The organism is Tolypothrix campylonemoides VB511288_2 (assembly GCF_045999855.1).
Taxonomy (GTDB): Bacteria; Cyanobacteriota; Cyanobacteriia; order Cyanobacteriales; family Nostocaceae; genus Scytonema; species Scytonema bouteillei_A.
Genome location: NZ_JBFPMW010000003.1, coordinates 523,463 through 549,887 on the forward strand (window position 1 = coordinate 523,463; position 26,425 = coordinate 549,887).

At 48.8% G+C, this 26,425-nt stretch carries 6 protein-coding genes (1 of these 6 only partly in view); all 6 read right to left on the reverse strand.

What is annotated here, in order from left to right:
- Tightly spaced (each overlapping or abutting the next), the 6 genes in view from AB0756_RS11000 to AB0756_RS11025 form a layout consistent with a single transcriptional unit that may run on beyond the window.
- Complete coding sequence (locus AB0756_RS11000; protein ID WP_408103990.1) at positions 1 to 12,513, reverse strand: non-ribosomal peptide synthase/polyketide synthase; 12,513 nt, start codon at positions 12,511 to 12,513, stop codon at positions 1 to 3.
- Complete coding sequence (locus AB0756_RS11005; protein ID WP_038071988.1) at positions 12,510 to 17,150, reverse strand: type I polyketide synthase; 4,641 nt, start codon at positions 17,148 to 17,150, stop codon at positions 12,510 to 12,512. Before AB0756_RS11005 ends, AB0756_RS11000 begins: the two co-directional genes overlap by 4 nt.
- A complete protein-coding gene (locus AB0756_RS11010) occupies positions 17,143 to 20,610 on the reverse strand; it encodes a non-ribosomal peptide synthetase (protein WP_408103991.1) in 3,468 nt (1,155 codons plus the stop codon). Before AB0756_RS11010 ends, AB0756_RS11005 begins: the two co-directional genes overlap by 8 nt.
- Positions 20,607 to 20,762 (reverse strand): beta-ketoacyl synthase N-terminal-like domain-containing protein, encoded by a 156-nt coding sequence (locus AB0756_RS11015; RefSeq protein WP_137986076.1) that lies wholly within the window; start codon positions 20,760 to 20,762, stop codon positions 20,607 to 20,609. Before AB0756_RS11015 ends, AB0756_RS11010 begins: the two co-directional genes overlap by 4 nt.
- Positions 20,755 to 24,186, reverse strand: coding sequence for a non-ribosomal peptide synthetase (locus tag AB0756_RS11020; RefSeq protein WP_167844604.1), 3,432 nt, complete (start codon positions 24,184 to 24,186; stop codon positions 20,755 to 20,757). Before AB0756_RS11020 ends, AB0756_RS11015 begins: the two co-directional genes overlap by 8 nt.
- A protein-coding gene (locus AB0756_RS11025; RefSeq protein ID WP_038071985.1) for a type I polyketide synthase crosses the window boundary here: on the reverse strand, positions 24,183 to 26,425 show its 3' end. The gene runs 2,647 nt beyond the window's last position; the window shows 2,243 of its 4,890 coding nt (coding positions 2,648-4,890); its start codon lies off the right edge, out of view; its stop codon occupies positions 24,183 to 24,185. The genes AB0756_RS11020 and AB0756_RS11025 overlap by 4 nt, the downstream gene beginning before the upstream one ends.

Genomic DNA, 26,425 nt, shown 5'->3' on the forward strand with positions numbered 1-26,425 from the left:
TTAGCTTTCTATCTCCTCCAGTTGTGCAAATAAGTCGTCAAGGTCTGTTTGGCTTAAGCCTGCTGCGGGAAAATCAGTAGGAGTATAACCGCCAGCCTCAGGAGCCAAGCAATGATTTATCAACCCGCGCAAGGCTTGCAAAAACTCGTGTGCGATCCGCTCGATGGTGCTGGAGTGGTGTAAGTTCTGACTGTAGGTCCAATCCACGCGCAACTGAGAGTCAAAGATAATGCTATTGACCTCAAGCAGATGAGTGCGGTGATTCAGGGGACTGCGGCTCGGACCAGTTGATTCGTTGGCAAGTTGGAAAATCTCACTTGTCTGTAGCACCGAGTCAAATTGACCCAAATGGTTGAAGACGATTTCGGCTGGTCTTTGGGCAGAGAGTTGGGCGATAGTTTCTTTGTCATCAAGGAGATAGCGCAACCAGCCATAGCTTATCCCTTGTTGCGGAATGCGACGCAGTTGCTCTTTAACAGACTTTAACGCCTCTCCAGAAACGTCTGTAGTATGATGTAATACTACCGGAAAGATAGTAGTAAACCATCCCACCGTGCGCGAGATATTAATATTTTCCAAAATCTCTTCGCGTCCGTGTCCTTCGAGGTCGAACAGCACGTGGGTGGATTGCATCCAATGAGCTAACACCTGCACCAAGGCAGCAAGCAACACATCGTTGATTTGGGTGTTGTAAGCTTGTGGCACTTCTTGGAGTAATGCACGGGTTTCTTCAACTGACAGCGACATCGACACTGTACGTGCGGATGCTTCGGTGTTTGCACCGCCTAGATAGTCAACTGGGATGTTTGCTACTGGCTGGTGCGATTGCACCAGCCAAAAATCGTACTGGCGTTGCAGGTTTTGCGATTGTACGTACTCCCACTGCAATTGTGCCCAATCTTTAAACGATGTGGTTTTGGCAGGCAGTTGTATCGCCCTACCAGTACTCAGTTGCCCGTAGGCAACTTGCAAATCTTCCAACAAAATCCGCCACGACACCCCATCCACTGCCAAGTGGTGAACGACCACCAACACTCTTGAGTTTAACTCCTCGCCGAGATTGAACCATGCCACTTGCACGAGTGGTCCGCTTGCTAAATCTAAACTCGCTTGGAGTTCGGCGGCTTTTGCTTCGATTGCAGCGACTTGTTGAGCTTGTGGGAGTGCGGATAAATCTACCATCGTAAATGGCACCGTCTCATCCACAAGGGCATTGATTTGTTGCCAACCAGAATCGGTTTTCTCAAAACGCAAGCGCAAGGCATCATGATGCACTAACAACTCCCGCACCACTGGCTCTAAAAGGTGTGGCTGTATCCCCTGTGGCATTTCCAGCAGTACTGCTTGGTTCCAGTGTGCCGATACGGCAAAATTCTTCTCGAAGAACCACTGCTGAATCGGTGTCAGTGGTAGTACCCCGCTCACCACACCTTGTTGTGCCGTAATTGCCCCTGTTGTGTCGGCGACTGCTGCCAACTCAGCAATTGTTTGATACTCAAACATCTGCTTGGCACTCAGTTGCACCCCAGCATTACTGGCTTTGGCAATGATTTGCAGACTGAGAATCGAATCGCCACCGAGTTCAAAGAAGTTGTCATGGATTCCCACCGACTCCACAGCCAACACCGATGCCCAAATGTTTGCCAGTGTTTCTTCGATTGGTGTTCTCGGCGCAACAAAGCGGTTCGAGAGTTCGGGTTGCCAAGATGGTTTGGGTAGTGCTTTGCGGTCTAATTTACCATTGGGTGTAAGTGGTAGGGCATCAAGTACTACAAACGCACTTGGTACCATGTATTCTGGCAACTTTTGTTTGAGGAACGCTCGCAACTCGCTGATTGTGGGTGCGGGTTGCTGATTTGCCACCAGGTATGCCACCAACCGCGTCGCCCCTACCATCTCTTGTGTGGCGATGACCACAACTTGTCGCACATTTGGGTGTTGGCTCAGTACCGCCTCAATTTCTCCCAACTCGATGCGGAAGCCGCGCACTTTCACCTGATGGTCTATCCTACCAATGTACCCAATGTTACCATCTGGTAAATATCGAGCGAGGTCTCCAGTTTTGTAAAGGCGTTGATTCGATTTGTCCGTGGCAAATGGATTGGACACAAATTTTTCTGCTGTCAACTCCGGACGGTTGAGGTAGCCTCTTGCTAAACCCTCTCCAGAGAGATACAACTCGCCCGCCACACCGATTGGTACTGGTTGCATCTGAGCATCCAGTATATACACTTGTGTATTGGCAATTGGTCGCCCAATTGAGGGTTCCTCAGTTGCGCCTTTTTCCACCAAGGCAAATGTCGAGTAAGTGGTGTCTTCCGAGGGCCCGTAGAGATTGAATACCTGTTGGATGTTATCAAGCTGATAAATCTTCTGCACGAGTTGATTTTGCAGCGCCTCACCCGCCAAGTTCACCGTTTGCACAGTGGCTGGTATGCCATTGATGCGATGTAATTCCGCGATCGCACTCGGTACGGTGTTGATTAAGGTCACCTCATCAGATGCAGCTAAATTGGGTAGATGCAAAGCATTTTGGGCTAACACAATCTTGCCACCGCAACTCAGGGGCACAAACAACTCGAACACCGAAAGGTCAAAGCAAATTGAGGTAGAAGCCAGAACCCCCGCACACTGCTGTGGCGTAAACACTTCTTGCGCCCATTGTACCAAGGTGACCGGGCTGTGGTGGCAGATGGCCACTCCCTTGGGGTTACCTGTAGAGCCAGAAGTGTAGATGACGTATGCTAAGTTGTCTGGTGTGACTGAGGTGGCACAATTGTCCGGGCTGTATTGGGCAATCTCCGACCAGTCGGTATCCAAAGCTACCACACGGGCTTGGTGTGCGGGCAACTGCGAGCGCAATTGCGCTTGTGTCAGTAGCACCGACACCTGTGAATCCGACAGCATGTAACTCAAGCGTCCACTCGGGTATGCTGGGTCTAGAGGCACGTAAGCCCCACCCGCCTTGAGTATGCCCAGCAATCCTACCACCATGTCTACTGAGCGCTCGACACACACCCCCACAAACACTTCCGGTCCCACGCCCAATGAGAGTAAATAGTGTGCCAATTGATTGGCTTTTGCGTTCAGTTCGCTGTAGGTGAGCCGTTGCTCTTCATATACCAGTGCCTCCGCATTCGGTGTTCTCTCAACTTGCTGCTCAAACAAAGCGTGCAGACACACATTTTGGGGGTAAACCGCTTCGGTTTTGTTCCATTCCACCAAATACTGGTGCAGTTCCCTCGCTCCTAACAGTGGTAGTTCTGATAGCTTTTGGTTGGGATTGGCGACTAGACCCTGTAGCAGAGTTTGGAAATGCCCCATCATTCTTGTGACACTCTCACTCTCAAAGCGCTGAGAATCGTAGATGAAGCGCAACGACAATTCCACTCCGGGCTGAGCGATAAGAGTGAGTGGATAGTTAGTCCTTTCAAAGGTACGAACATCACCGATCTGTAAGTTTTGTGAGTGCTCCTCTAAAGCCGCATCTACCGGATAATTCTCAAATACCACAATGCTTTCAAACAACGGCAGCCCTTTCGGCACATCACTCCAGCCCTGAATCTGTAGCAGTGGGGTGTACTCGTAAGCACTCATTTCCACCTGTAGCTTTTGTATCTGCTTGAGCTTTGGTAGAATTGTGTCCTCATGAGAGACTTCCACCCGCATTGGTAGGGTATTGATAAATAGTCCAACTATCGACTCCACACCTTTGATAGCTGGGGAACGACCCGAGACAATTACGCCGAACACCACATCAGTTTCTCCACTGTATCGTGAGAGCAGTAAAGCCCAAGCTGCTTGTACTAAGGTGTTCAACGTCAGTTGATGCTGTCGTGCGAACGACACCAGCGCGGAAGTTGTTTCACTTGATAGTGTCAGAATTTCCTCGCTGTAGCTTTGTGGCTCGGATACGTAGTGTGTATCGACGACGAGTGGCGTTGGTGCTGTTATGCCGTGAAGTGTTTGCCGCCAAAATTGTTCGGCAACTTCCAAGTTTTGCTTTTGTAACCAGGCAATGTACTTGCGGTAAGAACGACTTGATGGCAGTTGTAACTCTTGCCCCACCGACAATGCTTGATAATAGCCCAGCACTTCCTTAAATACCAACGGCAGCGACCACCCATCTAGCAAGATGTGATGATAACTCCAGATAAACTGGTAGACATCATCAGACATTTGAATCAGGGTCAGACGCATCAGTGGTGCTTTAGACAGTTGAAAACCAAGTTTTCGATCTTGTTCTATGAAACTCACCAATTGTTGCTGCTGTTGTTCGCTCGTTAGCCCAGTCCAAGAATAAATCTCTAGTGGTAGTTTCACTTGCCGGAATACCACCTGTAGCGGCTGCTCGGAGTGCTCCCATGTGAAAGCAGTTCGCAAAACTACGTGTCGTTCTACGACTTGCTGCCATGCGGCAATGAATGCCCCTACATCCAGACCTCCTATAAAAGTACAGCTAAATTGCTGGCAATACACCCCTGAAGAAGGTGTATAAAGGGTATGGAACAGCATCCCCTGCTGCACTGAGGATAATGGATAGAGATCGGCAATCGGTTTCTTATTTTTGGTTATCCCTTGTGTATACAAAACATTGCTCAACAATTTGTCAAGTTCAATGTTATTTAGTTGTACGAGTGGAAAATCAGTAGGAGTATAACCGCCAGCCTCAGGAGCCAAGCAATGATTTATCAACCCGCGCAAGGCTTGCAAAAACTCGTGTGCGATCCGCTCGATGGTGCTGGAGTGGTGTAAGTTCTGACTGTAGGTCCAATCCACGCGCAACTGAGAGTCAAAGATAATGCTATTGACCTCAAGCAGATGAGTGCGGTGATTCAGGGGACTGCGGCTCGGACCAGTTGATTCGTTGGCAAGTTGGAAAATCTCACTTGTCTGTAGCACCGAGTCAAATTGACCCAAATGGTTGAAGACGATTTCGGCTGGTCTTTGGGCAGAGAGTTGGGCGATAGTTTCTTGGTCATCAAGGAGATAGCGCAACCAGCCATAGCTTATCCCTTGATTCGGGATGCGACGAAGTTGTTCTTTGATTGACTTTAAAGTCTCCCCTGGATGGTCACAGGTGTGATGCAATACCACTGGAAAGATGGTGGTAAACCATCCCACCGTGCGCGAGATATTAATATTTTCCAAAATCTCTTCGCGTCCGTGTCCTTCGAGGTCGAACAGCACGTGGGTGGATTGCATCCAATGAGCTAACACCTGCACCAAGGCAGCAAGCAACACATCGTTGATTTGGGTGTTGTAAGCTTGTGGCACTTCTTGGAGTAATGCACGGGTTTCTTCAACTGACAGCGACATCGACACTGTACGTGCGGATGCTTCGGTGTTTGCACCGCCTGGAGAGTCAACTGGCATGTTTGCCACTGGTTGGTGTGATTGCACCAGCCAAAAATCGCACTGGCGTTGCAGGTTTTGCGATCGCACGTACTCCCACTGCAATTGCGCCCAATCTTTGAAGGATGTGGTTTTGGCAGGCAGTTGTATCGCCCTACCCGCACTTAGTTGCCTGTAGGCGAGTTGCAAATCTTCTAATAAAATCCGCCATGACACCCCATCCACTGCCAAGTGGTGAACGACCACCAACACTCTTGAGTTTAACTCCTCGCCGAGATTGAACCACGCCACTTGCAGCAGTGGTCCGCTTGCTAAATTTAAACTCCCTTGGAGTTCGGCGGCTTTTGCTTCAATCGCTGCTTGTTGTTGCGCTTGTGAAAGTGCAGATAAATCCACAACTGTAAACGGTACAGCAGCCTCAACTCCTGCATTGATTTGTTGCCAACCAGAATCGGTTTTCTCAAAACGCAAGCGCAAGGCATCATGATGCACTAACAACTCCCGCACCACTTGCTCTAAAAGATGTGGCTGTATACCCTGTGGCATTTCTAGCAGTACTGCTTGGTTCCAGTATGCCGATACGGCAAAATTCTCAAGGAAGAACCACTGCTGAATCGGTGTCAGTGGCAATGTGCCGCTCACCACACCTTGTTGTGCCGTAATTGCCTCAGTTGTGTCGGCGACTGCTGCCAACTCAGCAATCGTTTGATACTCAAACATCTGCTTGGCACTCAGTTGCACCCCTGCACTACTGGCTTTGGCAATGATTTGCAGACTGAGAATCGAATCACCACCGAGTTCAAAGAAGTTGTCATGGATTCCCACTGACTCAAGACCCAACACCGTTGCCCAAATGTTTGCCAGTGTTTCTTCGATTGGTGTTCTCGGCGCAACAAAGCGGTTCGAGAGTTCGGGTTGCCAAGATGGTTTGGGTAGTGCTTTGCGGTCTAATTTACCATTGGGTGTAAGTGGTAGGGCATCAAGTACTACAAACGCACTTGGTACCATGTATTCTGGCAACTTTTGTTTGAGGAACGCTCGCAACTCGCTGATTGTGGGTGCGGGTTGCTGATTTGCCACCAGGTATGCCACCAACCGCGTCGCCCCTACCATCTCTTGTGTGGCGATGACCACAACTTGTCGCACATTTGGGTGTTGGCTCAGTACCGCCTCAATTTCTCCCAACTCGATGCGGAAGCCGCGCACTTTCACCTGATGGTCGATGCGCCCGATGTATTCGATGTTGCCATCGGCTCGGTAGCGAACTAAATCTCCCGTTCTGTAAAGCCGTTGACTCGATTTATCCGCAGCAAAGGGGTTGGGAACAAATTTTTCTGCCGTCAATTCCGGACGGTTGAGGTAGCCCCGTGCTAAACCTTCACCCGCAATGTACAACTCTCCCGCCACACCGATTGGTACTGGTTGCATCTGGGCATCAAGTATATACACTTGCGTGTTGGCGATCGCTCTGCCAATGCTGGGTGTCCCAGTTGCGCCTTTTTCTACCAAGGCAAATGTCGAGTAAGTGGTGTCTTCCGATGGTCCGTAGAGATTGAATACCTGTTGGATGGTTTGCTGCTCGTAAATCTTCTGCACGAGTTGATTTTGCAGCGCCTCACCCGCCAAGTTCACCGTTTGCACAGTGGCTGGTATGCCATTGATGCGATGTAATTCCGCGATCGCACTCGGTACGGTGTTGATTAAGGTCACCTCATCAGATGCAGCTAAATTGGGTAGATGCAAAGCATTTTGGGCTAACACAATCTTGCCACCGCAACTCAGGGGCACAAACAACTCGAACACCGAAAGGTCAAAGCAAATTGAGGTAGAAGCCAGAACCCCCGCACACTGCTGTGGCGTAAACACTTCTTGCGCCCATTGTACCAAGGTGACCGGGCTGTGGTGGCAGATGGCCACTCCCTTGGGGTTACCTGTAGAGCCAGAAGTGTAGATGACGTATGCTAAGTTGTCTGGTGTGACTGAGGTGGCACAATTGTCCGGGCTGTATTGGGCAATCTCCGACCAGTCGGTATCCAAAGCTACCACACGGGCTTGGTGTGCGGGCAACTGCGAGCGCAATTGCGCTTGTGTCAGTAGCACCGACACCTGTGAATCCGACAGCATGTAACTCAAGCGTCCACTCGGGTATGCTGGGTCTAGAGGCACGTAAGCCCCACCCGCCTTGAGTATGCCCAGCAATCCTACCACCATGTCTACTGAGCGCTCGACACACACCCCCACAAACACTTCCGGTCCCACGCCCAATGAGAGTAAATAGTGTGCCAATTGATTGGCTTTTGCGTTCAGTTCGCTGTAGGTGAGCCGTTGCTCTTCATATACCAGTGCCTCCGCATTCGGTGTTCTCTCAACTTGCTGCTCAAACAAAGCGTGCAGACACACATTTTGGGGGTAAACCGCTTCGGTTTTGTTCCATTCCACCAAATACTGGTGCAGTTGCCTCGCTCCTAGCAGTGGTAGTTCTGATAGCTTTTGGTCCGCATTGGCAACGACTGCTTCTAGTAAAGTCTGATAGTGCTCTACCATCCGCGCAATGGTACTAGCATCAAACAAATCAGTGTTGTATTCGATCGCCCCCATCAATCCGGCATTTGTATTCTCCAGAAACAGAGTTAAATCAAACTTAGCTGTGGAGCTTTCAATTGCCAAGCTCGCCAAGGTTAAATCAGCCAGTTCCAACTCAGGCATCGGCGCATTTTGCAGCACAAACATCACTTGAAATAGTGGTGTATAGCTTAAAGAACGCTCTGGCTGCAATTGCTCGACTAACTGTTCAAAGGGTAAGTCTTGATGGGCGTAAGCACCAAGGGCAACTTCCCGCACTCGTGATAGTAAATCGCTAAAACTGGGGTTACCAGATAAATTGCTACGCAGCACTAGGGTGTTGACAAATAAACCGATTAACTCCTCGGTTTCTTTGCGATTGCGGTTGGCAATCGGCGTACCCACGCAGATGTCAGTCTGTCCGCTGTAGCGGTAAAGCAATGTTTGAAACGCTGCTAAGAGGGTCATAAACAGCGTCACCTCTTGCTTCTGGCTCAAGACAACTAGCTTCTCACTCAGTTGTTGAGAGAGTAAGAATCTTTCAGTTGCTCCAGTGTAAGTTTGAATTGCAGGTCGCGATCGGTCGGTTGGTAATTCCAACAGCGATGGAGCACCCGCAAGTTGTTGCTGCCAGTATTCTAACTGCTTTGCCAGTACCTCTCCCTGCAACCACTGCTGCTGCCACAGGGTAAAGTCGGCATACTGAATCGGTAGCTCGGGCAATGCAATAGGTAGCTCGTTGCAAATAGCTTGGTAGACTGTTGCTAACTCACGCACCAGCACGCCCATTGACCACGCATCCGAAACTATGTGGTGCATCACCAGTAGCAGGACGTGTTCTGTGGGTTGAAACTGGAACAAACTAGCCCGCACTAACAAATCGGTTGCTAAGTCAAACGGACGCACTGCGTCTACTGCTATCAATTGCTGACAAGTGATTTCGCCATCGGTGGCATCCATCTGCTGCAAGTCTACTACTCTCAGTGAGAGCGGCATACTGCTAGCAATAACCTGCATGGGTTGCCCATCTACCCGAACAAAGTTGGTTCGCAAGGCTTCGTGGCGGCTGATGATGTAATTGAGGCTCTGCTCCAGTGCTATTATATTGAGTTGACCTTGAAAACGTACAGCTACTGGAATATTATAAAAGCCGCTTTCTGGTTCAAACTGCTGTAGAAACCACAAGCGCTGTTGGGCGAATGACACTGGCATTTCCATCTGCCGTGGCACTCTCACGATAGGGAGAGTTTGTTGAGATGGTTCGCTTTGCTGGGCAGTGGCAATGGACTCAGCTAGGGTAGCGACAGTCGGTAACTCAAACAAGCTACGCAATGGTAACTCCACTGCAAAAGTACTTTGCACCCGTGACATCAGTTGCGTTGCCAGTAAGGAATGTCCTCCCAAGGTAAAAAAGTTGTCATGAATACCCACGCGATCGAGTTGCAGCAGGGAAGCCCAAATGCTGGCTAGCATTTCTTCAATGGGTGTTCTGGGAGCAACGAAGTCCTGCGATACTTGAGATTGTCCAGAGGGGTCTGGTAGTGCTTTACGGTCAACTTTGCCATTGGGTGTGAGTGGAAAGGCATCGAGCACCACAAAATAAGACGGCACCATGTACTCGGGTAGTTGCTGTTTGAGGAAGGAGCGCAACTCACTCACGACTGGTGTTGTCTGAGTCTGGGGTACTAGGTAGCCAACCAAGCGCTTGTCGCCCCCAATCTCTTTGGCAATGACAACAGCTTGTTGTACAGTTGGGTACTGGCTTAGAAGTGCTTCAATTTCACCCAATTCAATGCGGAAACCGCGCACTTTCACCTGATGGTCAATGCGTCCGATGTATTCAATGGTACCATTGCTTTTGTAGCGAACTAAGTCCCCAGTTTTGTAGAGCCTTTCACCGGGCTGGTTGCTAAAGGGGTTGGGAATGAACTTTTCAGCTGTCAACTCAGGGCGGCTGAGATAGCCCCGCGCCAAGCCATCACCACCAATGTGCAATTCCCCAGCCACACCCACCGGGACTGGTTGTAAATTGGCATCCAGGATGTAGAATTGGGTGTTGGCGATCGCTCTGCCGATGGACACCGCGCCAGAATCGGGCTGCACCTGAGAAACGGCTGACCAAATGGTGGTCTCCGTTGGACCGTACATATTCCACAAGCTATCGGCACGCTCGAGCAATTGTGCTGCGAGTTCGCGATCGAGAGCTTCACCACCACAAAGGATTTTCAATTGAGGATTGCCAAGGAAGCCTGCTTGCATGAGGGCTCGCCAAGTGGCTGGAGTGCCTTGCATAATTGTAGCGCTGGATGTTCCCAGAGCCGCAGTGCTGCGACCGCCATCGGCAATCAAATCGCAGGTAAGCACAACCCGTGCGCCTTTGCTTAATGGTAAGAACAACTCCAACGCCGCAATATCAAAGGTAATGGTTGTCACTGCTACCAGTACATCTTCTGATACTATCCCCGGTTGAGCCGACATTGAGTTTAAAAAGTTCACTACCGCCCTGTGGGGAATTTGCACTCCTTTAGGTCGTCCGGTAGAACCACTCGTGTAAATGGCATACGCTAAATTATCGGCGCAAACATGAGTGTTGGGGTTGGATGAACTTTGGTGAATTGGCCAATCTGTGTCTAAGTAGACAACATGCCCGTGTGTCTCTGGCAGAAGCTCTGCTACCGCCTGCTGAGCGAGCAGTACTTTGGCACCCGAGTCTTCCAGGATGTACGCCAATCGCTCTGGTGGGTAAATGGGGTCGAGGGGGACATAGGCCCCACCGGCTTTGAGAATTGCCACCAGTCCCACTAACATCTCGATTGAGCGTTCGACACAAATGGCGACCAACACTTCCGGTCCGACACCCAACTGGAGTAGGTGATGTGCGAGTTGATTGGCTTTGGCGTTTAACTGAGTGTAGGTGAGTTGTTTATCTTCAAACACCACTGCCACAGCATCGGGTGTTTTCTGAACTTGTTGCTCAAACAAAGAGTGCAAACACAATTGTTTGGGGTAGTTTGCTTGAGTATCGTTCCACTCCACTAGCATCTGGTGTTGTTCGCGATCGCCAAGCAGTGGGAGTTCCGATAGTTTCTGATGGGGATTAGCAACTACTGCCTCGAGTAGAGTTTGATAGTGCTCTACCATCCGCGCAATGGTAGTGGCATCAAACAAGTCGGTGTTGTATTCAACAACCCCCATCAATCCAGCGCTTGTGTTCTCCAGAACTAGAGTCAAATCAAACTTGGCTGTGGAGCTTTCAGCTGGTAATAGGCTTCCTTTTAAGCCAGGAAATTGCAACTCTGATAGCGCCGCTTGCAGAGTAAACATCACTTGGAACAGTGGCGTGTGGCTTAAAGAACGCTCTGGCTGCAATTGCTCGACCAACTGCTCAAAGGGCAAGTCCTGATGGGCATAAGCACCAAGGGCAACTTCTCGTACTTGCGACAGTAAATCGCTAAAACTGGGGTTACCAGATAAATTACTCCGCAGCACTAAAGTGTTGGCAAATAACCCAATTAACCCCTCGATTTCGTTACGATTGCGGTTGGCAATCGGCGTACCTACACAAATGTCGGTCTGCCCACTATAGCGATACAGCAATGATTGAAACGCCGCCAAGAGCGTCATGAACAGCGTCGCTCCTTGTTTCTGACTCAAAGCAGCCAGCGTCTCGCTCAGTTCTTTTGAGAGTGAGAATTTTTCAATTGCCCCTCTGTAAGTTTGAATGGCAGGTCGCGGTCGGTCTGTAGGCAGTTCCAACAAAGCGGGAACACCTGCCAGTTGTTCTTTCCAGTATACTAGCTGCTTTGTTAGTACCTCCTCCTGCAACCATTGCTGCTGCCAATGAGCAAAATCGGCATACTGAATCGGCAATTCTGGCAGCGCGAGTGGTAGATCGTTGCACTTAGCGTGGTAAACTGCTGCTAGCTCGCGTACCAGTACGCTCATTGACCACCAATCTGATACGATATGGTGCATCACCAGTAGCAAGATATGTTCTGTCTCTGTCAGCTTGAACAAACTCGCCCGCAACAACGTGTTATTTACAAGGTCAAACGGTTGCGCGACTTCTTCGATTCTCAACTGTTGGCAAGTGCTTTCTCGCTCAGTGGGATGTAGCTGTTGTAAGTCTATGACTGCTAATTCTACAGTCTTGCTGTTGGCGATCGCCTGTATCGGTTGCCCATCTACTCCTATAAAGTTGGTACGTAGAACTTCATGGCGGTTGATGATGTAATTGAGACTGCTTTCAAGGGCAGCGATGTTGTGGAGACGACCTTCAAAACGCACAGCCGCCGCAATGTTGTAAAAGCCACTATTAACTTCTAACTGCTGTAAGAACCACAAACGTTGTTGGGCAAAGGACAGAGGCAGCTTTCCTGCTCGTGAAACGGAGGAAATCGGAGGGAGAGGGGCACTTGAGGTCTGGTTCGCCTTTTGCAGAAACGCGAGGATTTCTGCTTTGCGCTCTTGTAACTGAAGGCGCAGGGATGGGGACAATGTTCCTTCGGGGGCGCTACACCGCAAGCGTTCGCCATCAACCCACAGTTTTATATCCAAACTGCATAAGTAAGACAAAAATTCCTCGATAGTTTTCATAACTCTATCTCCTCTCTGTTGTCTGCTGTATCGTTGGGAAGAGCATGTATTTGTTGTACTATCGAACGAATCTTATCAATGCGCTCTGCCAGTCCTGCTACACTAGACTCCTCAAACAAGCTGTTTAAGGGTAACTCAACTTGGAAAGTTTCACGCATCCTAGAAATGAGTTGAGTCGCTAGCAAGGAATGCCCCCCTAATTCAAAGAAGTTATCGTAAACGCCTACTTGCTCAATTCCAAGTAATTGTTGCCAGATGTTGGCAATGGTTTGCTCGAGTTCATTGCGAGGAGCAACGTAAGCATTACTGAGTTCGGGTCTTGGATGTGATGGTCTTGATGAGATTGTATTCTCTGAAGGTTCCAAGAAATCTTTTGGAGTGTTTTCCCAGGCTTCCCGAAGGTGCAAATCTCGGGGACATATCACAACTTGGGACAATTGAGTTCCTAAAATGCGGCTAAAGGCATCTACACCTTCAGCGGGCAATATCGCTAGCTTCAGCATTTCATTACGCAATTTCTGGAGTACGTCGGGTAGCGAGACGTTGACTGCCATACCTACTTCTTGCCATGTATCCCAATTAGTACATACGGTAAAATTGTCACCTTGGGAATTCTTGTAGTGAGTAAAGGCGTCAAGAAAGGCATTTGCACTAGTATAGTCTACCTGACCAAATCCTCCGATGATTGAAGTAATTGATGATGTGAGAACAAAAAAATCTAAAGGAGTATCTTTAAAGATTGAATCGAGAACTAAAGTGCCTTTCACTTTGGGTGCTAGGATTTTCTCTACACTATCTCGAGTTTTGCCTATAATTGCGCCACCGCCTGGAACTCCTGCGGCATGGAGCACTCCATGAATCTGACCAAATCGCGCCTTTGCCTTTGCAATAGCTTCTTGCATTTGTTGAAGATTACTGACATCTGCGGCGATCGCCAAAACTTCAGCACCCAGTTCTTCCAGTTTCCGAACTTTCCGAATCTTTAAACTCACGCTATCCTCAGCCTCATGACTATCAAGCCATTGTTCCCACTCCTCTGTGGGGGGTAAAGCCGATCGCCCGATAAGGATGAGTTTGGCCTGTGCGGTTGTCGCCAAATATTCCGCCAGCACAAGTCCAATGCCCCCAAGTCCACCCGTAATCAGATAGACTCCTCCTTTCCTGAACCCTGGTGTCGCTTCGTTAGGCTTATCTAACTGAACTGGCTCAAAGGTTTGTACCCAACGGTGAGAACCGCGATAAGCAATAACCCGGTCACTGAATTGAGTTTGTAGCTCGTGCAGCAACTGGTCTATCAGTTTTTCCTCTTGCCAACTTCTTTGTGGAGCGCTCGCAATATCAATACTGCAACAGCTTATATTTGGGTATTCTTGCGCTATCACCTTAACCGGTCCAAGTAGAGTTGCTTTCTCCGGACACAGCGCCTCAACGCCCGTAACTTCCTGCATATTGTTGGAAACAACAGCAATTCGTAGCTTCTCACTGACAGTCTGTTGCCCGAGAGCTTGTGCTAGAAACAGCAGACTGTAAAATCCTAAATCTTGAGATTTGTCAATCGATTCGGGCCCTGATTCTGCTTCACCCTCCGACGTGACATTCCATAAATGAACAATTGTTTGTGGCGTTTTTCCTTGGGTGCGTAGTTCATTAAGCAGGGCATTGTAGTTATTTTCTTCTCTGGGGTTTAAGGTATATACATCGTCCCTCAGCTTGATAAATTCCGACCCTACCTTTACCGTAATGACATTTTGTCCCTCAAGTTCGAGTTTTTTCACAAGTTGAGAACCCAAGCCACACTCATCAATAAACACGAGTGTATTGGACTGAACTGGTCTCTCATCTAGTTTACGGGTGCTAAGCGGAGAGCGTTTCCAGGAAGGAATGTAAAACCAATCAGCAATTGGCTTTTTATCTGGTATGGATGTTGAAGACAACATTTCGACATCGGTCTTGACAACATCTGCTTGTTTTCGGGGTTCAATCCAGTAACGCTGACGCTCAAAAGGATACGTTGGCAAGGGGAGGCGATGACGCTGCTCGCTGGCATAAAATCCCGACCAATCCACCTGTACGCCTGCAAGCCAAAGCTTTCCTAATGTACTCAGCACGAAAGCAACATCCGATTGGCGATCTTGGGGATGGCGTAAGGAAGTCAACACGACTTGCTGAACTGCCTTATTTGGATGCTGTCTGACTAAGGTACTTAATGTGCGTCCGGGACCGACCTCCAGCAGAATCTGCTCTGATTCATGTAATAACTGTTGGACACCTTCGGCAAAGCGTACTGTAGAGCGTAAATGCTTTGCCCAATACTCTGGATTTGTTGCTTCTGCGGCAGTAATCCAAGTCCCCGTGACGTTGGATATATATGGAATTTGTGGGGGTGTTAAGCTGACTTTTTTGACCCGTTCAGTGAAGGACTCAAGTATGGGATCCATCATTTTTGAATGGAAGGCATGGGAGGTATGCAGGCGACGGCACTCTACTCCTTGTTCTGCTAACTGCTTCTCTAATGCCTCTACAGCCTCGAAGGTACCTGCAACCACGCAAAAGCTGGGTCCGTTGACTGCAGCTAAGGAAAGTTCCTTGCCCAAGAGAGTTTGCACCTTCTTTTCTGGCAGGGGAACCGAAAGCATTGCCCCTGCGGGCAGTTGTTGCATCAAATGTCCCCGTGCAGCAACTAACGCTAGGGCATCTTCCAAGGAGAAAACACCCGCCAAACATGCAGCAACGTATTCACCGATGCTATGACCGATCGCTGCCTGAGGGCGCACTCCCCATTCCATCCACAATTGTGCTAGGGCGTACTCAATGACAAAGAGCGCTGGTTGTGCGATCGCTGTCCGTCTGATTTGCTCTGTAGCAACTGCGGTGAGTTCTTCCCTTGGGAACAGCACATCGCGCAGGTCTAATCCCAGGTGAGGCTTGAGGAGTTCCGCGCAAGTATCTACCCGATCGCGAAATGTCGGTTCGGTCTGGTAAAGTTCTCGACCCATATTAACATACTGCGCTCCCTGCCCCGAAAACATAAATACCACGGGTCGGGCTTTGGGTTCTATAAAGCTCGTCAGAACTTGTTTTGGATCTATGGGATTCAGTGCGCTCGCTGCTTCGTTAATATCTTGACACACCAGCATCCGTCGATGCTCGAAAGCACGGCGACCGATGCTTTGGGTGTAGGCAACATCAGCAAGGTTAACTTCGGGATGCTCTTTTAGGTGTTCGGCTAGATTGACAGTTGCGCGAGCGAGTGCAGAATCAGTTTTGGCGGAGAGAACCAACAGCTGCCAAGGTCTGGATTCTCCAGAAGACTTAAGAGTAGGGGCTTCTTCTAGGATGACATGGGCATTAGTACCTCCGATACCAAAAGAACTGACCCCAGCCCGACGCTTAGTTCCGTTGGTTTTCCATTCTCGCAGAGTCGTATTGACGAAGAAAGGACTATTGGCAAAATCAATCTTGGGATTGGGCTTTTCAAAATGCAGGCTTGGTGGTATTGCTTTGTTTTTAAGTGCCATGACTGTCTTAATGAGACCGGCTACACCAGCAGCTGTATCTAAGTGTCCAATATTTGTTTTCACCGAACCGATGGCACAGAAGCCCTTCTTTTGGGTTGTGCCACTAAAAGCTTGTGTTAGGGCGGTGATTTCAATTGGGTCTCCCAAAACTGTTCCGGTTCCGTGGGCTTCTACGTAAGTAATTGTTTCTGCTTCAATCCCAGCTATAGCCTGAGCTTCCGATATCACGGCTGCTTGACCTTCCACGCTGGGGGCGGTATAACCAACTTTTAACGAACCGTCGTTGTTGATAGCCGCTCCCCTGATGACGGCATGGATGTTGTCTCCATCAGCAAGGGCATCTGATAGGCGCTTGAGAAGCACAATTCCGACACCGTTGCCACCAATAGTTCCCTGAGAGCGGGCATCAAAGGCTCGGCAGTGTCCATCTGGAGACAGAATCATGCCTTCTTGGTACAGATAACCTGTTTTTTGTGTTATGCCAACAGAAACTCCACCAGCCAATACCATATCACATTGGTAATTCAGCAAGCTCTGGCACCCCATTTGAACAGCCACTAATGAAGTAGAGCAGGCAGTGCTGACGTTAACGCTGGGTCCGGTGAGGTTGAGTTTGTAGGAAACTCGCGTAGGTACAAAATCTTTATCATTACTGATGAAAACTTGATATGTGCCTACGGATTCGATTTTATCGCGGTTTGAGATGAGGTTATAGAGTAAGTAACTATTTAGACCAGCACCCGCATAAACACCAATCTGACCGTCATATATTTCAGGGTCATAACCAGCATTTTCCAAAACCTCCCAAGCACACTCTAGAAACAGGCGGTGTTGGGGGTCCATAACTTCCGCTTCTCTGGGTGTAAACCCGAAGAATGACGCATCAAACATCTCTACGTCTTCTAACAAACCATTTGCTTTGACATAGTTTTGATGATTTAATAATGCCCGGTCTATGCCTGCAGCTTCTAATTCCTCATCAGTAAAAAATGAAATGGACTCAACACCGTCGCGTAGATTCTGCCAAAACTCATTAACGTTCTTGGCTCCGGGAAAACGACCAGCAATGCCAACGATCGCGATCGCATCCATTCCCTCGTGTGTTTCCCAGTTATCCATTGTTCTTCTTCCTTTGTTTCATCAGTGGTTGTCGTTTCAGAGCTTCTATTTGCTTGCTAGCACGATCGTTGAGTTTCTGTCTTGCAGGTGTTGCCCCATTCTGCTCCTGTCCGAGATATTGCGCCAAAGTACTTATAGTTGGATATTTAAATAAGTCAACTACCGAAATTTCTTTGTTAATGTTGCCAAGTAATTTTTGATTGAGTTTGCTATGAACTTGAACGACCAGAAGTGAATGACCGCCGAGTTCAAAGAAGTTGTCGTTCACACCGACTTTTTCCAGATTCAGCACCTCTTGCCAGACATGAGTGAGAATTCGTTCCACTTCGTTTCGCGGTGCAACGTATGCTTGGGCCTCTATTCGGGTTTGGTCGGGGGTAGGCAGGGCTTTACGGTCAACTTTGCCATTGGGTGTGAGCGGAAAGGCATCAAGTACCACAAAATAAGATGGCACCATGTACTCGGGCAGTTGTTGTTTGAGGAAGGAGCGCAGCTCACTCACAACTGGTGTTGCCTCACTCTGGGCTAGCAGATAAGCAACTAAGCGCTTGTCCCCTGCAATGTCTTTAGCTATGACAACGGCTTGTTCTACAGTTGGGTGCTGACCTAAGATTGCCTCAATTTCGGCTAATTCAATCCGGAAACCGCGCACTTTTACCTGATGGTCAATTCGTCCGATGTACTCAATGTTACCATTACTCTTGTAGCGGACTAAATCTCCGGTTTTGTACAAGCGAGAACTCGCATCACCAAAGGGGTTGGGAATGAACTTTTCGGCTGTCAACTCAGGGCGGCTGAGGTAGCCCCGCGCCAAGCCATCACCACCAATGTGCAATTCCCCAGCCACACCCACTGGCACTGGTTGTAAATTGGCATCCAGGATGTAGAATTGGGTGTTGGCGATCGCTCTGCCGATGGACACCGCGCCAGAATCAGGTTGCACCTGAGACACCGCTGACCAAATGGTGGTCTCCGTTGGACCGTACATATTCCACAAACTATCTGCACGCTCGAGCAATTGTGCTGCGAGTTCGCGATCGAGAGCTTCACCGCCACAAAGGATTTTCAATTGGGGATTGCCCACAAAACCTGCTTGCATGAGGGCTCGCCAAGTGGCTGGAGTGCCTTGCATAACTGTAGCGCTGGATGTTCCCAAGGCAGCAGTGCTTTGACCGCCATCAGCAATCAAATCGCGGGTGAGAACGAGGCGTGCGCCCCTGCTCAATGGTAAGAACAACTCCAACGCCGCAATATCAAAGGTAATGGTCGTCACTGCTACCAGTACATCTTCTGATACTATCCCCGGTTGAGCCGACATTGAGTTTAAAAAGTTCACTACCGCCCTGTGGGGAATTTGCACTCCTTTAGGTCGTCCGGTAGAACCACTCGTGTAAATGGCATACGCTAAATTATCGGCGCAAACATGAGTGTTGGGGTTGGATGAACTTTGGTGAATTGGCCAATCTGTGTCTAAGTAGACAACATGCCCGTGTGTCTCTGGCAGAAGCTCTGCTACCGCCTGCTGAGCGAGCAGTACTTTGGCACCCGAGTCTTCCAGGATGTACGCCAATCGCTCTGGTGGGTAAATGGGGTCGAGGGGGACATAGGCCCCACCGGCTTTGAGAATTGCCACCAGTCCCACTAACATCTCGATTGAGCGTTCGACACAAATGGCGACCAACACTTCCGGTCCGACACCCAACTGGAGTAGGTGATGTGCGAGTTGATTGGCTTTGGCGTTTAACTGAGTGTAGGTGAGTTGTTCATTTTCAAACACCACTGCCACAGCGTCTGGTGTTTTTTCAACTTGTTGTTCAAACAACTGATGCAAACACAATTGTTTGGGGTAGTTTGCTTGAGTATCGTTCCACTCCACTAGTATCTGGCGTTGTTCGCGATCGCTTAGCAGTGGGAGTTCTGATATCTTCTGATGGGGATTAGCAACCACCGCCTCGAGTAGAGTTAGATAGTGCTCTGCCATCCGCGCAATGGTAGTAGCATCAAACAAGTCAGTGTTGTAATCAAGAAAGCCGCTCAATCCAACATCTGTATTTTCACTGAATCCTTGGGCAGTGTTCTTTAAGGTGAGGTTCAAATCAAACTTGGCAGTTGAGCTTTCAAGTTCCAATGGCGAGAGCGTTAAGTTGGGAAGTTGCAACACTTGCATTGGTGTATTGTGGAGCACAAACATCACTTGGAAAAGTGGTGTGTGGCTTAAAGAACGCTCTGGCTGCAATTGTTCCACCAACTGCTCAAAGGGCAGGTCTTGATGGGCGTAAGCACCAAGGGCAACTGAGCGCACTTGCAAGAGGAAATCAACAAAACTGGGATTGCCAGACAAATTGCCCCGCAGCACTAGAGTGTTGAGGAATAACCCGAATAACCCCTCTGTTTCGGCACGATTGCGGTTAGCTATTGGTGTACCCACACAAATGTCAGTCTGACCGCTATAGCGATACAGCAATATTTGAAATGCTGCTAAAAGCGTCATGAACAGTGTCACGCCCTGTCGCTGACTTAGGGCAGTTAGCGCTTCACATAACTCTTGAGAAAGTTTAAATTTCTCAGTCGCCCCCTTATATGTTTGAATAGCGGGTCGCGGTCTATCGGTGGGCATTTCCAACAAAGCGGGAGCACCTGCGAGTTTTTCCTTCCAGTATCCCACCTGCTTTGTCAGTTCCTCTCCCTGCAACCACTGTCGCTGCCAAACAGCAAAGTCAGCATACTGAATCGGCAACTTTGGTAGGGCGATGGGTACATTGTTATACGCAGCTTGATAGATTGCTGCTAACTCGTTTACCAATACCCCCATTGACCACCAATCTGAAACCATATGGTGCATCATCAGTAGCAGAACGTGTTCTGTCTCTGTCAGCTTGAACAAACTCGCCCGCACCAGTGAGTCAGTTGTCAAGTCAAAAGGTTGTGCGGCTTCTTCAAGGATTAATTGGCGGCAGGTGCTTTCTCGCTGTGTTGGCTCTAAGTGTTGCAAGTCTACAGTTGCCAGGGTTATGGTCTTGCTGTCAGCAATAACTTGTATCGGTTGCCCATCTACTACAACAAAGTTGGTACGTAGGACTTCGTGGCGGCTGATGATGTGATTGAGACTGTATTCTAGAGCAGTGACATTGAGGTTCCCCTGAAAACGGACTTGCACGTGAATGTTGTAAAAGCCACTCTCAGGCTCTAATTGCTGCAGGAACCACAAGCGTTGTTGGGCAAAGGACAGTGGTAGTTTGAGCGATCGCGAAACGGGCTGAATTGTCGCTAGAGCGGAACTTGAGGTCAGACTAGCTTTTTGTAAAAACGCGAGAATTTCTACTTTGCGCTCTTGTAACTGAAGGCGCAGAGACGGTGTGAGTATTCCCTCAGGGGCGCTACACCGCAGACGGTCGCCATCCACCCACAGCTTTACATCTAATGTGCAGAGGTCAGACAAAAACTCCTCAATAGTTTTCATAGCTGTATCTCCTCTTGTTCACCGACTGATGAAATGAACTCAACACCGTCGCGCAGATTCTGCCAAAACTCATCAACGTTTTTGGCTCCTGGAAAACGACCAGCAATGCTGGCGAGCACTTCCATTTCATCATTGGTTTCCTGGTTATCCATTGTTCTTCTTCCTTTGTTTCATCAGTGGTTGTCGTTTCAGAGCTTCTATTTGCTTGCTGGCGCGGTCATTGATTTTCTGCCTTGCAGGTGTTGCCCCATTTTGCTCCTGTCGGAGATATTGCGCCAAGGTACTTATAGTTGGATATTTAAATAAGTCAACTACTGAGATTTCTTTGTTAATGTTTCCAAGTAACTTTTGATTGAGTTTGCTATGGACTTGAACGACCAGAAGTGAATGACCGCCGAGTTCAAAGAAGTTGTCGTTTACACCGACTCTTTCGAGATTCAGCACCTCTTGCCAGACATGGCTGAGAATTCGCTCCACCTCGTTTCGCGGTGCAACGTATGCTTGGGCCTCTATTCGGGTTTGGTCGGGGGTAGGCAGGGCTTTACGGTCAACTTTGCCATTGGGTGTGAGCGGAAAGGCATCGAGCACCATAAAATAAGACGGCACCATGTACTCGGGCAGTTGCTGTTTGAGGAAGGAGCGCAACTCACTAAGGGCTGGTGTTGTCTGAGCCTGGGGTACTAAGTAAGCAACCAAGCGCTTGTCCCCTGCAATGTCTTTAGCTATGACAACGGTATGTTGTACAGTTGGGTGCTGGCTCAGGAGTGCTTCAATTTCGGCTAATTCAATGCGGAAACCGCGCACTTTCACCTGATGGTCAATACGTCCGATATACTCAATATTACCATCTTTTAGGTAGCGAACTAAATCTCCAGTTTTGTAGAGCCTTTCACCGGGCTTTTTGCTAAAGGGGTTGGGAATGAACTTTTCGGCTGTCAATTCAGGGCGGCTGAGATAGCCCCGCGCCAAGCCATCACCGCCAATGTGCAATTCCCCAGCCACACCCACTGGTACTGGTTGTAAATTGACATCGAGGATGTAGAATTGGGTGTTGGCGATCGCTCTGCCGATGGACACCGCGCCAGAATCGGGCTGCACCTGAGAAACGGCTGACCAAATGGTGGTCTCCGTTGGACCGTACATATTCCACAAGCTATCGGCACGCTCGAGCAATTGTGCTGCGAGTTCGCGATCGAGAGCTTCACCACCACAAAGGATTTTCAATTGAGGATTGCCAAGGAAGCCTGCTTGCATGAGGGCTCGCCAAGTGGCTGGAGTGCCTTGCATAACTGTAGCGCTGGATGTTCCCAAAGCCGCAGTGCTTTGACCGCCATCGGCAATCAAATCGCGGGTGAGGACGACCCATGCGCCCCTACTCAATGGTAGGAACAACTCCAACGCTGCAATATCAAAGGTAATGGTCGTCACCGCTACCAGTACATCTTCTGACCCTATCCCCGGTTGAGCCGACATTGAGTTTAAAAAGTTCACTACCGCCCTGTGGGGAATTTGCACTCCTTTAGGTCGTCCGGTAGAACCACTCGTGTAAATGGCATACGCTAAATTATCGGCGCAAACATGAGTGTTGGGGTTGGATGAACTTTGGTGAATTGGCCAATCTGTGTCTAAGTAGACAACATGCCCGTGTGTCTCTGGCAGAAGCTCTGCTACCGCCTGCTGAGCGAGCAGTACTTTGGCACCCGAGTCTTCCAGGATGTACGCCAATCGCTCTGGTGGGTAAATGGGGTCGAGGGGGACATAGGCCCCACCGGCTTTGAGAATTGCCACCAGTCCCACTAACATCTCGATTGAGCGTTCGACACAAATGGCGACCAACACTTCCGGTCCGACACCCAACTGGAGTAGGTGATGTGCGAGTTGATTGGCTTTGGCGTTTAACTGAGTGTAGGTGAGTTGTTCATTTTCAAACACCACGGCTACAGCGTCTGGTGTTTTTTCAACTTGTTGCTCAAACAAAGAGTGCAAACACAATTGTTTGGGGTAGTCTAGTTGAGTATCGTTCCACTCCACCAGTATCTGGTGTTTTTCTTTGGCAGTAAGCAGTGGGAGTTCTGATATCTTCTGATGGGGATTAGCAACCACCGCCTCAAGTAGAGTTTGATAGTGCTCTACCATCCGCGCAATGGTAGCTGCGTCAAACAGGTCAGTATTGTATTCCAGATAACCAATCAATCCAGTGCCTGTGTTCTCTAGTGATAAAGTCAAATCAAACTTGGCTGTCAAGCTTTCGATGGGAAACGGAGACAGCGTTAAGCCTGGAAGTTGCAACTGTGACGTTGGCGCAACGAGAAGCACAAACATCACTTGGAAAAGTGGTGCATAACTTAAAGAACGCTCTGGCTGCAATTGTTCCACCAACTGCTCAAAGGGCAGGTCTTGATGGGCGTAGGCGTCAAGTGCAACTTGACGCACTTGTGACAGTAAATCGCTAAAACTTGGGTTAGCAGACAAATCGCTCCGCAGCACTAAAGTGTTGAGGAATAACCCAATTAACCCCTCGATTTCTTTACCATTGCGGTTGCCAATGGGTGTGCCAACGCAGATATCAGTCTGGTTGCTGTAGCGATAGAGTAAAGTTTGAAACGCTGCCAGTAACATCATGAACAGCGTCACACCCTGTTGCTGACTCAGTACCGCTAACGCCGATCTCAGTTCTTTTGTAAGCGCAAATTTCTCGGTTTTCCCCCGGTAAGTTTGAATCGCAGGTCGCGGTCGGTCGGTGGGCAGTTCCAATAAAGCAGTCGCACCCGCCAGTTTTTCCTTCCAGTATGCTAGCTGCTTTGCCAGTTCCTCCCGCTGCAACCACTGCTGCTGCCATATAGCAAAATCAGCATATTGAACCGACAACTTTGGTAGTGCAATTGGCTTTTGACTGCATACAGCTTGATAGGCTGCTGCTATCTCACGGATAAGTACGCCCATTGACCAACCATCTGATACTATGTGATGGATAACCAGTAGCAAAATGTGTTCTGTCTCTGTCAGCTTGAACAAACTAGCCCGCACCAATGGGTCAGTTGCCAAGTCAAATGGGCGTTGGGTTTCTTCTACGGCTAGTTGCTGGCAATAGCTTTCTCGTTCGCTTTCCGATCGCAAATCCACAACAGTGAGTTTCAAGGAAAGTCTGGGGTGGATGACTTGAAAGGGTTGCCCGTTTACCTGAATAAAGTTAGTACGTAGGGTTTCGTGACGGCTGATGATGTAATTGAAACTGTATTCTAGAGCAGTGACATCGAGGGTCCCTACAAAACGCATAGCCGCAGGAAGGTTGTAAAAGCTAGTATTCACATCTAACTGCTGTAGAAACCACATACGCTGTTGGGCAAAGGACAGCGGTATATGCCCGTTCCGTTCCATAGGGCGCAGGCTAATGGTTTGAGCAGTTTCGGTGCCCTTTTGCAGCAGCAGTATAATTTTTTCCTTAAAACGCTTAATATCGTTTAATAATTCTGGGGTTAATACATCTTGAGGACCTCGATAGCGCAGTTTACCACCATCGACCCACAATTCTACATTCTTTGCCGAAAGCTCTTGTAAAAACTCAACTAAATTCATAATTCCCCCTCTATCCAATTGTCCTGGCTTAATTTAGTTGCTGATGCAAGAGATGCAAAGGAGGTAGAACCATCTTCTATTGGTAGTTTAATAAGTTCTAATTCATTTTCTAAGGAAGAAGGGGGTGCTGGCGGTGTTGTGTTTGCTATGGCTAATTCCTGCAGTAATAGTTCTGCCAGTTGCATAATGCTGGAGCCATCAATGATTTTTTCTACAGGAGCATTCACCTCAAGGTCGGTTGCGATCGCATTTTTGAGTTGAACAGCCATTAAAGAATCAAGACCTAATTCCAGCAAGCTTTGGTGCGGATTTAAAACTAACGATTCGTCAAACCCCAACACTTTAGTTATTTGCTCTTGTAAATAAACTACCAACAGATGCAAGCGCTCGTCACTTTGAGCTTGCAACAATCGCGGTAAGATATCGGAATGTCGCACTGACGGCTGCTGTTGCCCTTTCTGCGATTGTCCTGCAAGCAGTTCTAGGAGTGGGCGTTTTCCCCTGGCTTCATATACCTCTTTGAACAAACTCCAATCGATATTAGCCACCGTTGTCTGAACAGACCCCTCTGCCATTAGGTATTCCAAAGCAGCGATCGCATTCTCCGGCTGCAAGCCGCTTACACCCATTCGAGACATCCACCTCTGGAATTCCTCTACGACCATACCACCATCAGCCCAAGGACCCCAATTCACAGTTAATCCAGGCAATCCGAGTCCTTGACGGTGATGGGCCAACACATCAAGGAAGTGGTTTGCCGCTGCGTAGTGCGCCTGTCCCTTGGAACCCCACACTGATGCAATGGAGGAGAAGTTGACGAAAAAGTCCAATTTCATGTCCTGCGTCAGTTGATGCAGTATCCATGTCCCCAACACTTTAGGACGCACCACTGATTCAAAGGTATCCGAATCCATATCTTTGATGGGTTTGTAACCAGAAACCCCCGCAGCATGAACAATTCCTCGGAGAGGTGGCATGGATGCGTTCATTGTTGCAAGCAGTTTCACCACATCCGCTTCATCAGACACATCTGCTTGAGCAACGAAAACCTTGGCTCCAAGTTGTTCGAGTTGCCTGAGGGTTGATTGCACTGCATCTGAAGCCGCACTTCGTCCAACCAAAACCAACTGTCTCGCCCCCTGAGACACCATCCAACGAGCTACTCTCAGTCCCAAAGCACCCAAACCCCCGGTAATTAGGTAAGTGCTATCTGAGGAAAGCTCCACTTGTTTGAATTTTGATATTTCTTTAAGTATTAACCGAGGAACATACCGTTTGCGCTCGCGAAAGGCGATATGGTCTTCACCAAGAGAATTCTCAATTTCTGCTAACAGTTGTGTTGCTTCATCACCAGTGGATTCCGGTGCTAAATCAAACATTCCGCCCCAGAGTTCGGGATATTCCAGGGCAATAACTTTACCCAGTCCCCATAATGGAGCTTGAGCAACGGCCAAGGTAACATCGCCTTTGACTGGTATCGCTCCCCGAGTCACCAACCACAATTGGCATGAAGCTAACTCATTGTACTGGCTCAGGGTTTGCACCAGATGCAATACGTTAAGGCAACCAAGGTTTTGAGCCGACTCAAGAGTTGGGATAGTCAGGGCATTTGGTGGCATTGCTTCTAAACTCCACAGATGGACTATTCCCTTTAACGGTGGCAATTCAGCCCTTAAAACCTCTTGAAACAGACGCTCAAAGTCCTTAGGGCTGGTGGGGTTGATGCTCCAAATTCCCGGTTTTAAGTTTTGATAGGCTTTTCCATTGTAAACTAGAATACAACTCTGTCCGTGCTGTTGTAAAAGTTCTCCCAGTGCTTGTCCGACACCGCTAGCATCGGCAAAAACCACCCAGGTTCCTGGTGCCTGTCTTTGGGTGTTCTGTTGCACCGTCTGCTGCGGCATCTGCTGCCACTCTATTTCGTAGAGCCAATCTTTGATAGCGGTAGTTTGTATTTCTTGTTGGTGTTGCTTAACCAAAACTTCTAGCATCTGGGGCAGTATTTTCATCTGCTCTTGTGAGAACTTACCTGCCGTCTCCAGCTGCTTTGTTAACTGTGCTATGTTTCCTTGCTGCAGAAGGTTAACAATAGAGGTTTGGATTGTCTGTTGAGATGATAATTCTGTTTGTTGATGCTCGCTCTCAGCCTTTTGCACCCAATAGCGCTGTCGTTGGAAGGGATAGGTGGGCAACATTACACGCCGACGCTCGTAGCCCCGGTCGAAGCCAGACCAGTCTA

Coding starts and splice junctions, on each gene's coding strand:
- AB0756_RS11000 (WP_408103990.1), bottom strand. CDS start 12,513: ATGAAAACTATCGAGGAATTTTTGTCTTACTTATGCAGTTTGGATATA.
- AB0756_RS11005 (WP_038071988.1), bottom strand. CDS start 17,150: ATGGATAACTGGGAAACACACGAGGGAATGGATGCGATCGCGATCGTT.
- AB0756_RS11010 (WP_408103991.1), bottom strand. CDS start 20,610: ATGAAAACTATTGAGGAGTTTTTGTCTGACCTCTGCACATTAGATGTA.
- AB0756_RS11015 (WP_137986076.1), bottom strand. CDS start 20,762: ATGGATAACCAGGAAACCAATGATGAAATGGAAGTGCTCGCCAGCATT.
- AB0756_RS11020 (WP_167844604.1), bottom strand. CDS start 24,186: ATGAATTTAGTTGAGTTTTTACAAGAGCTTTCGGCAAAGAATGTAGAA.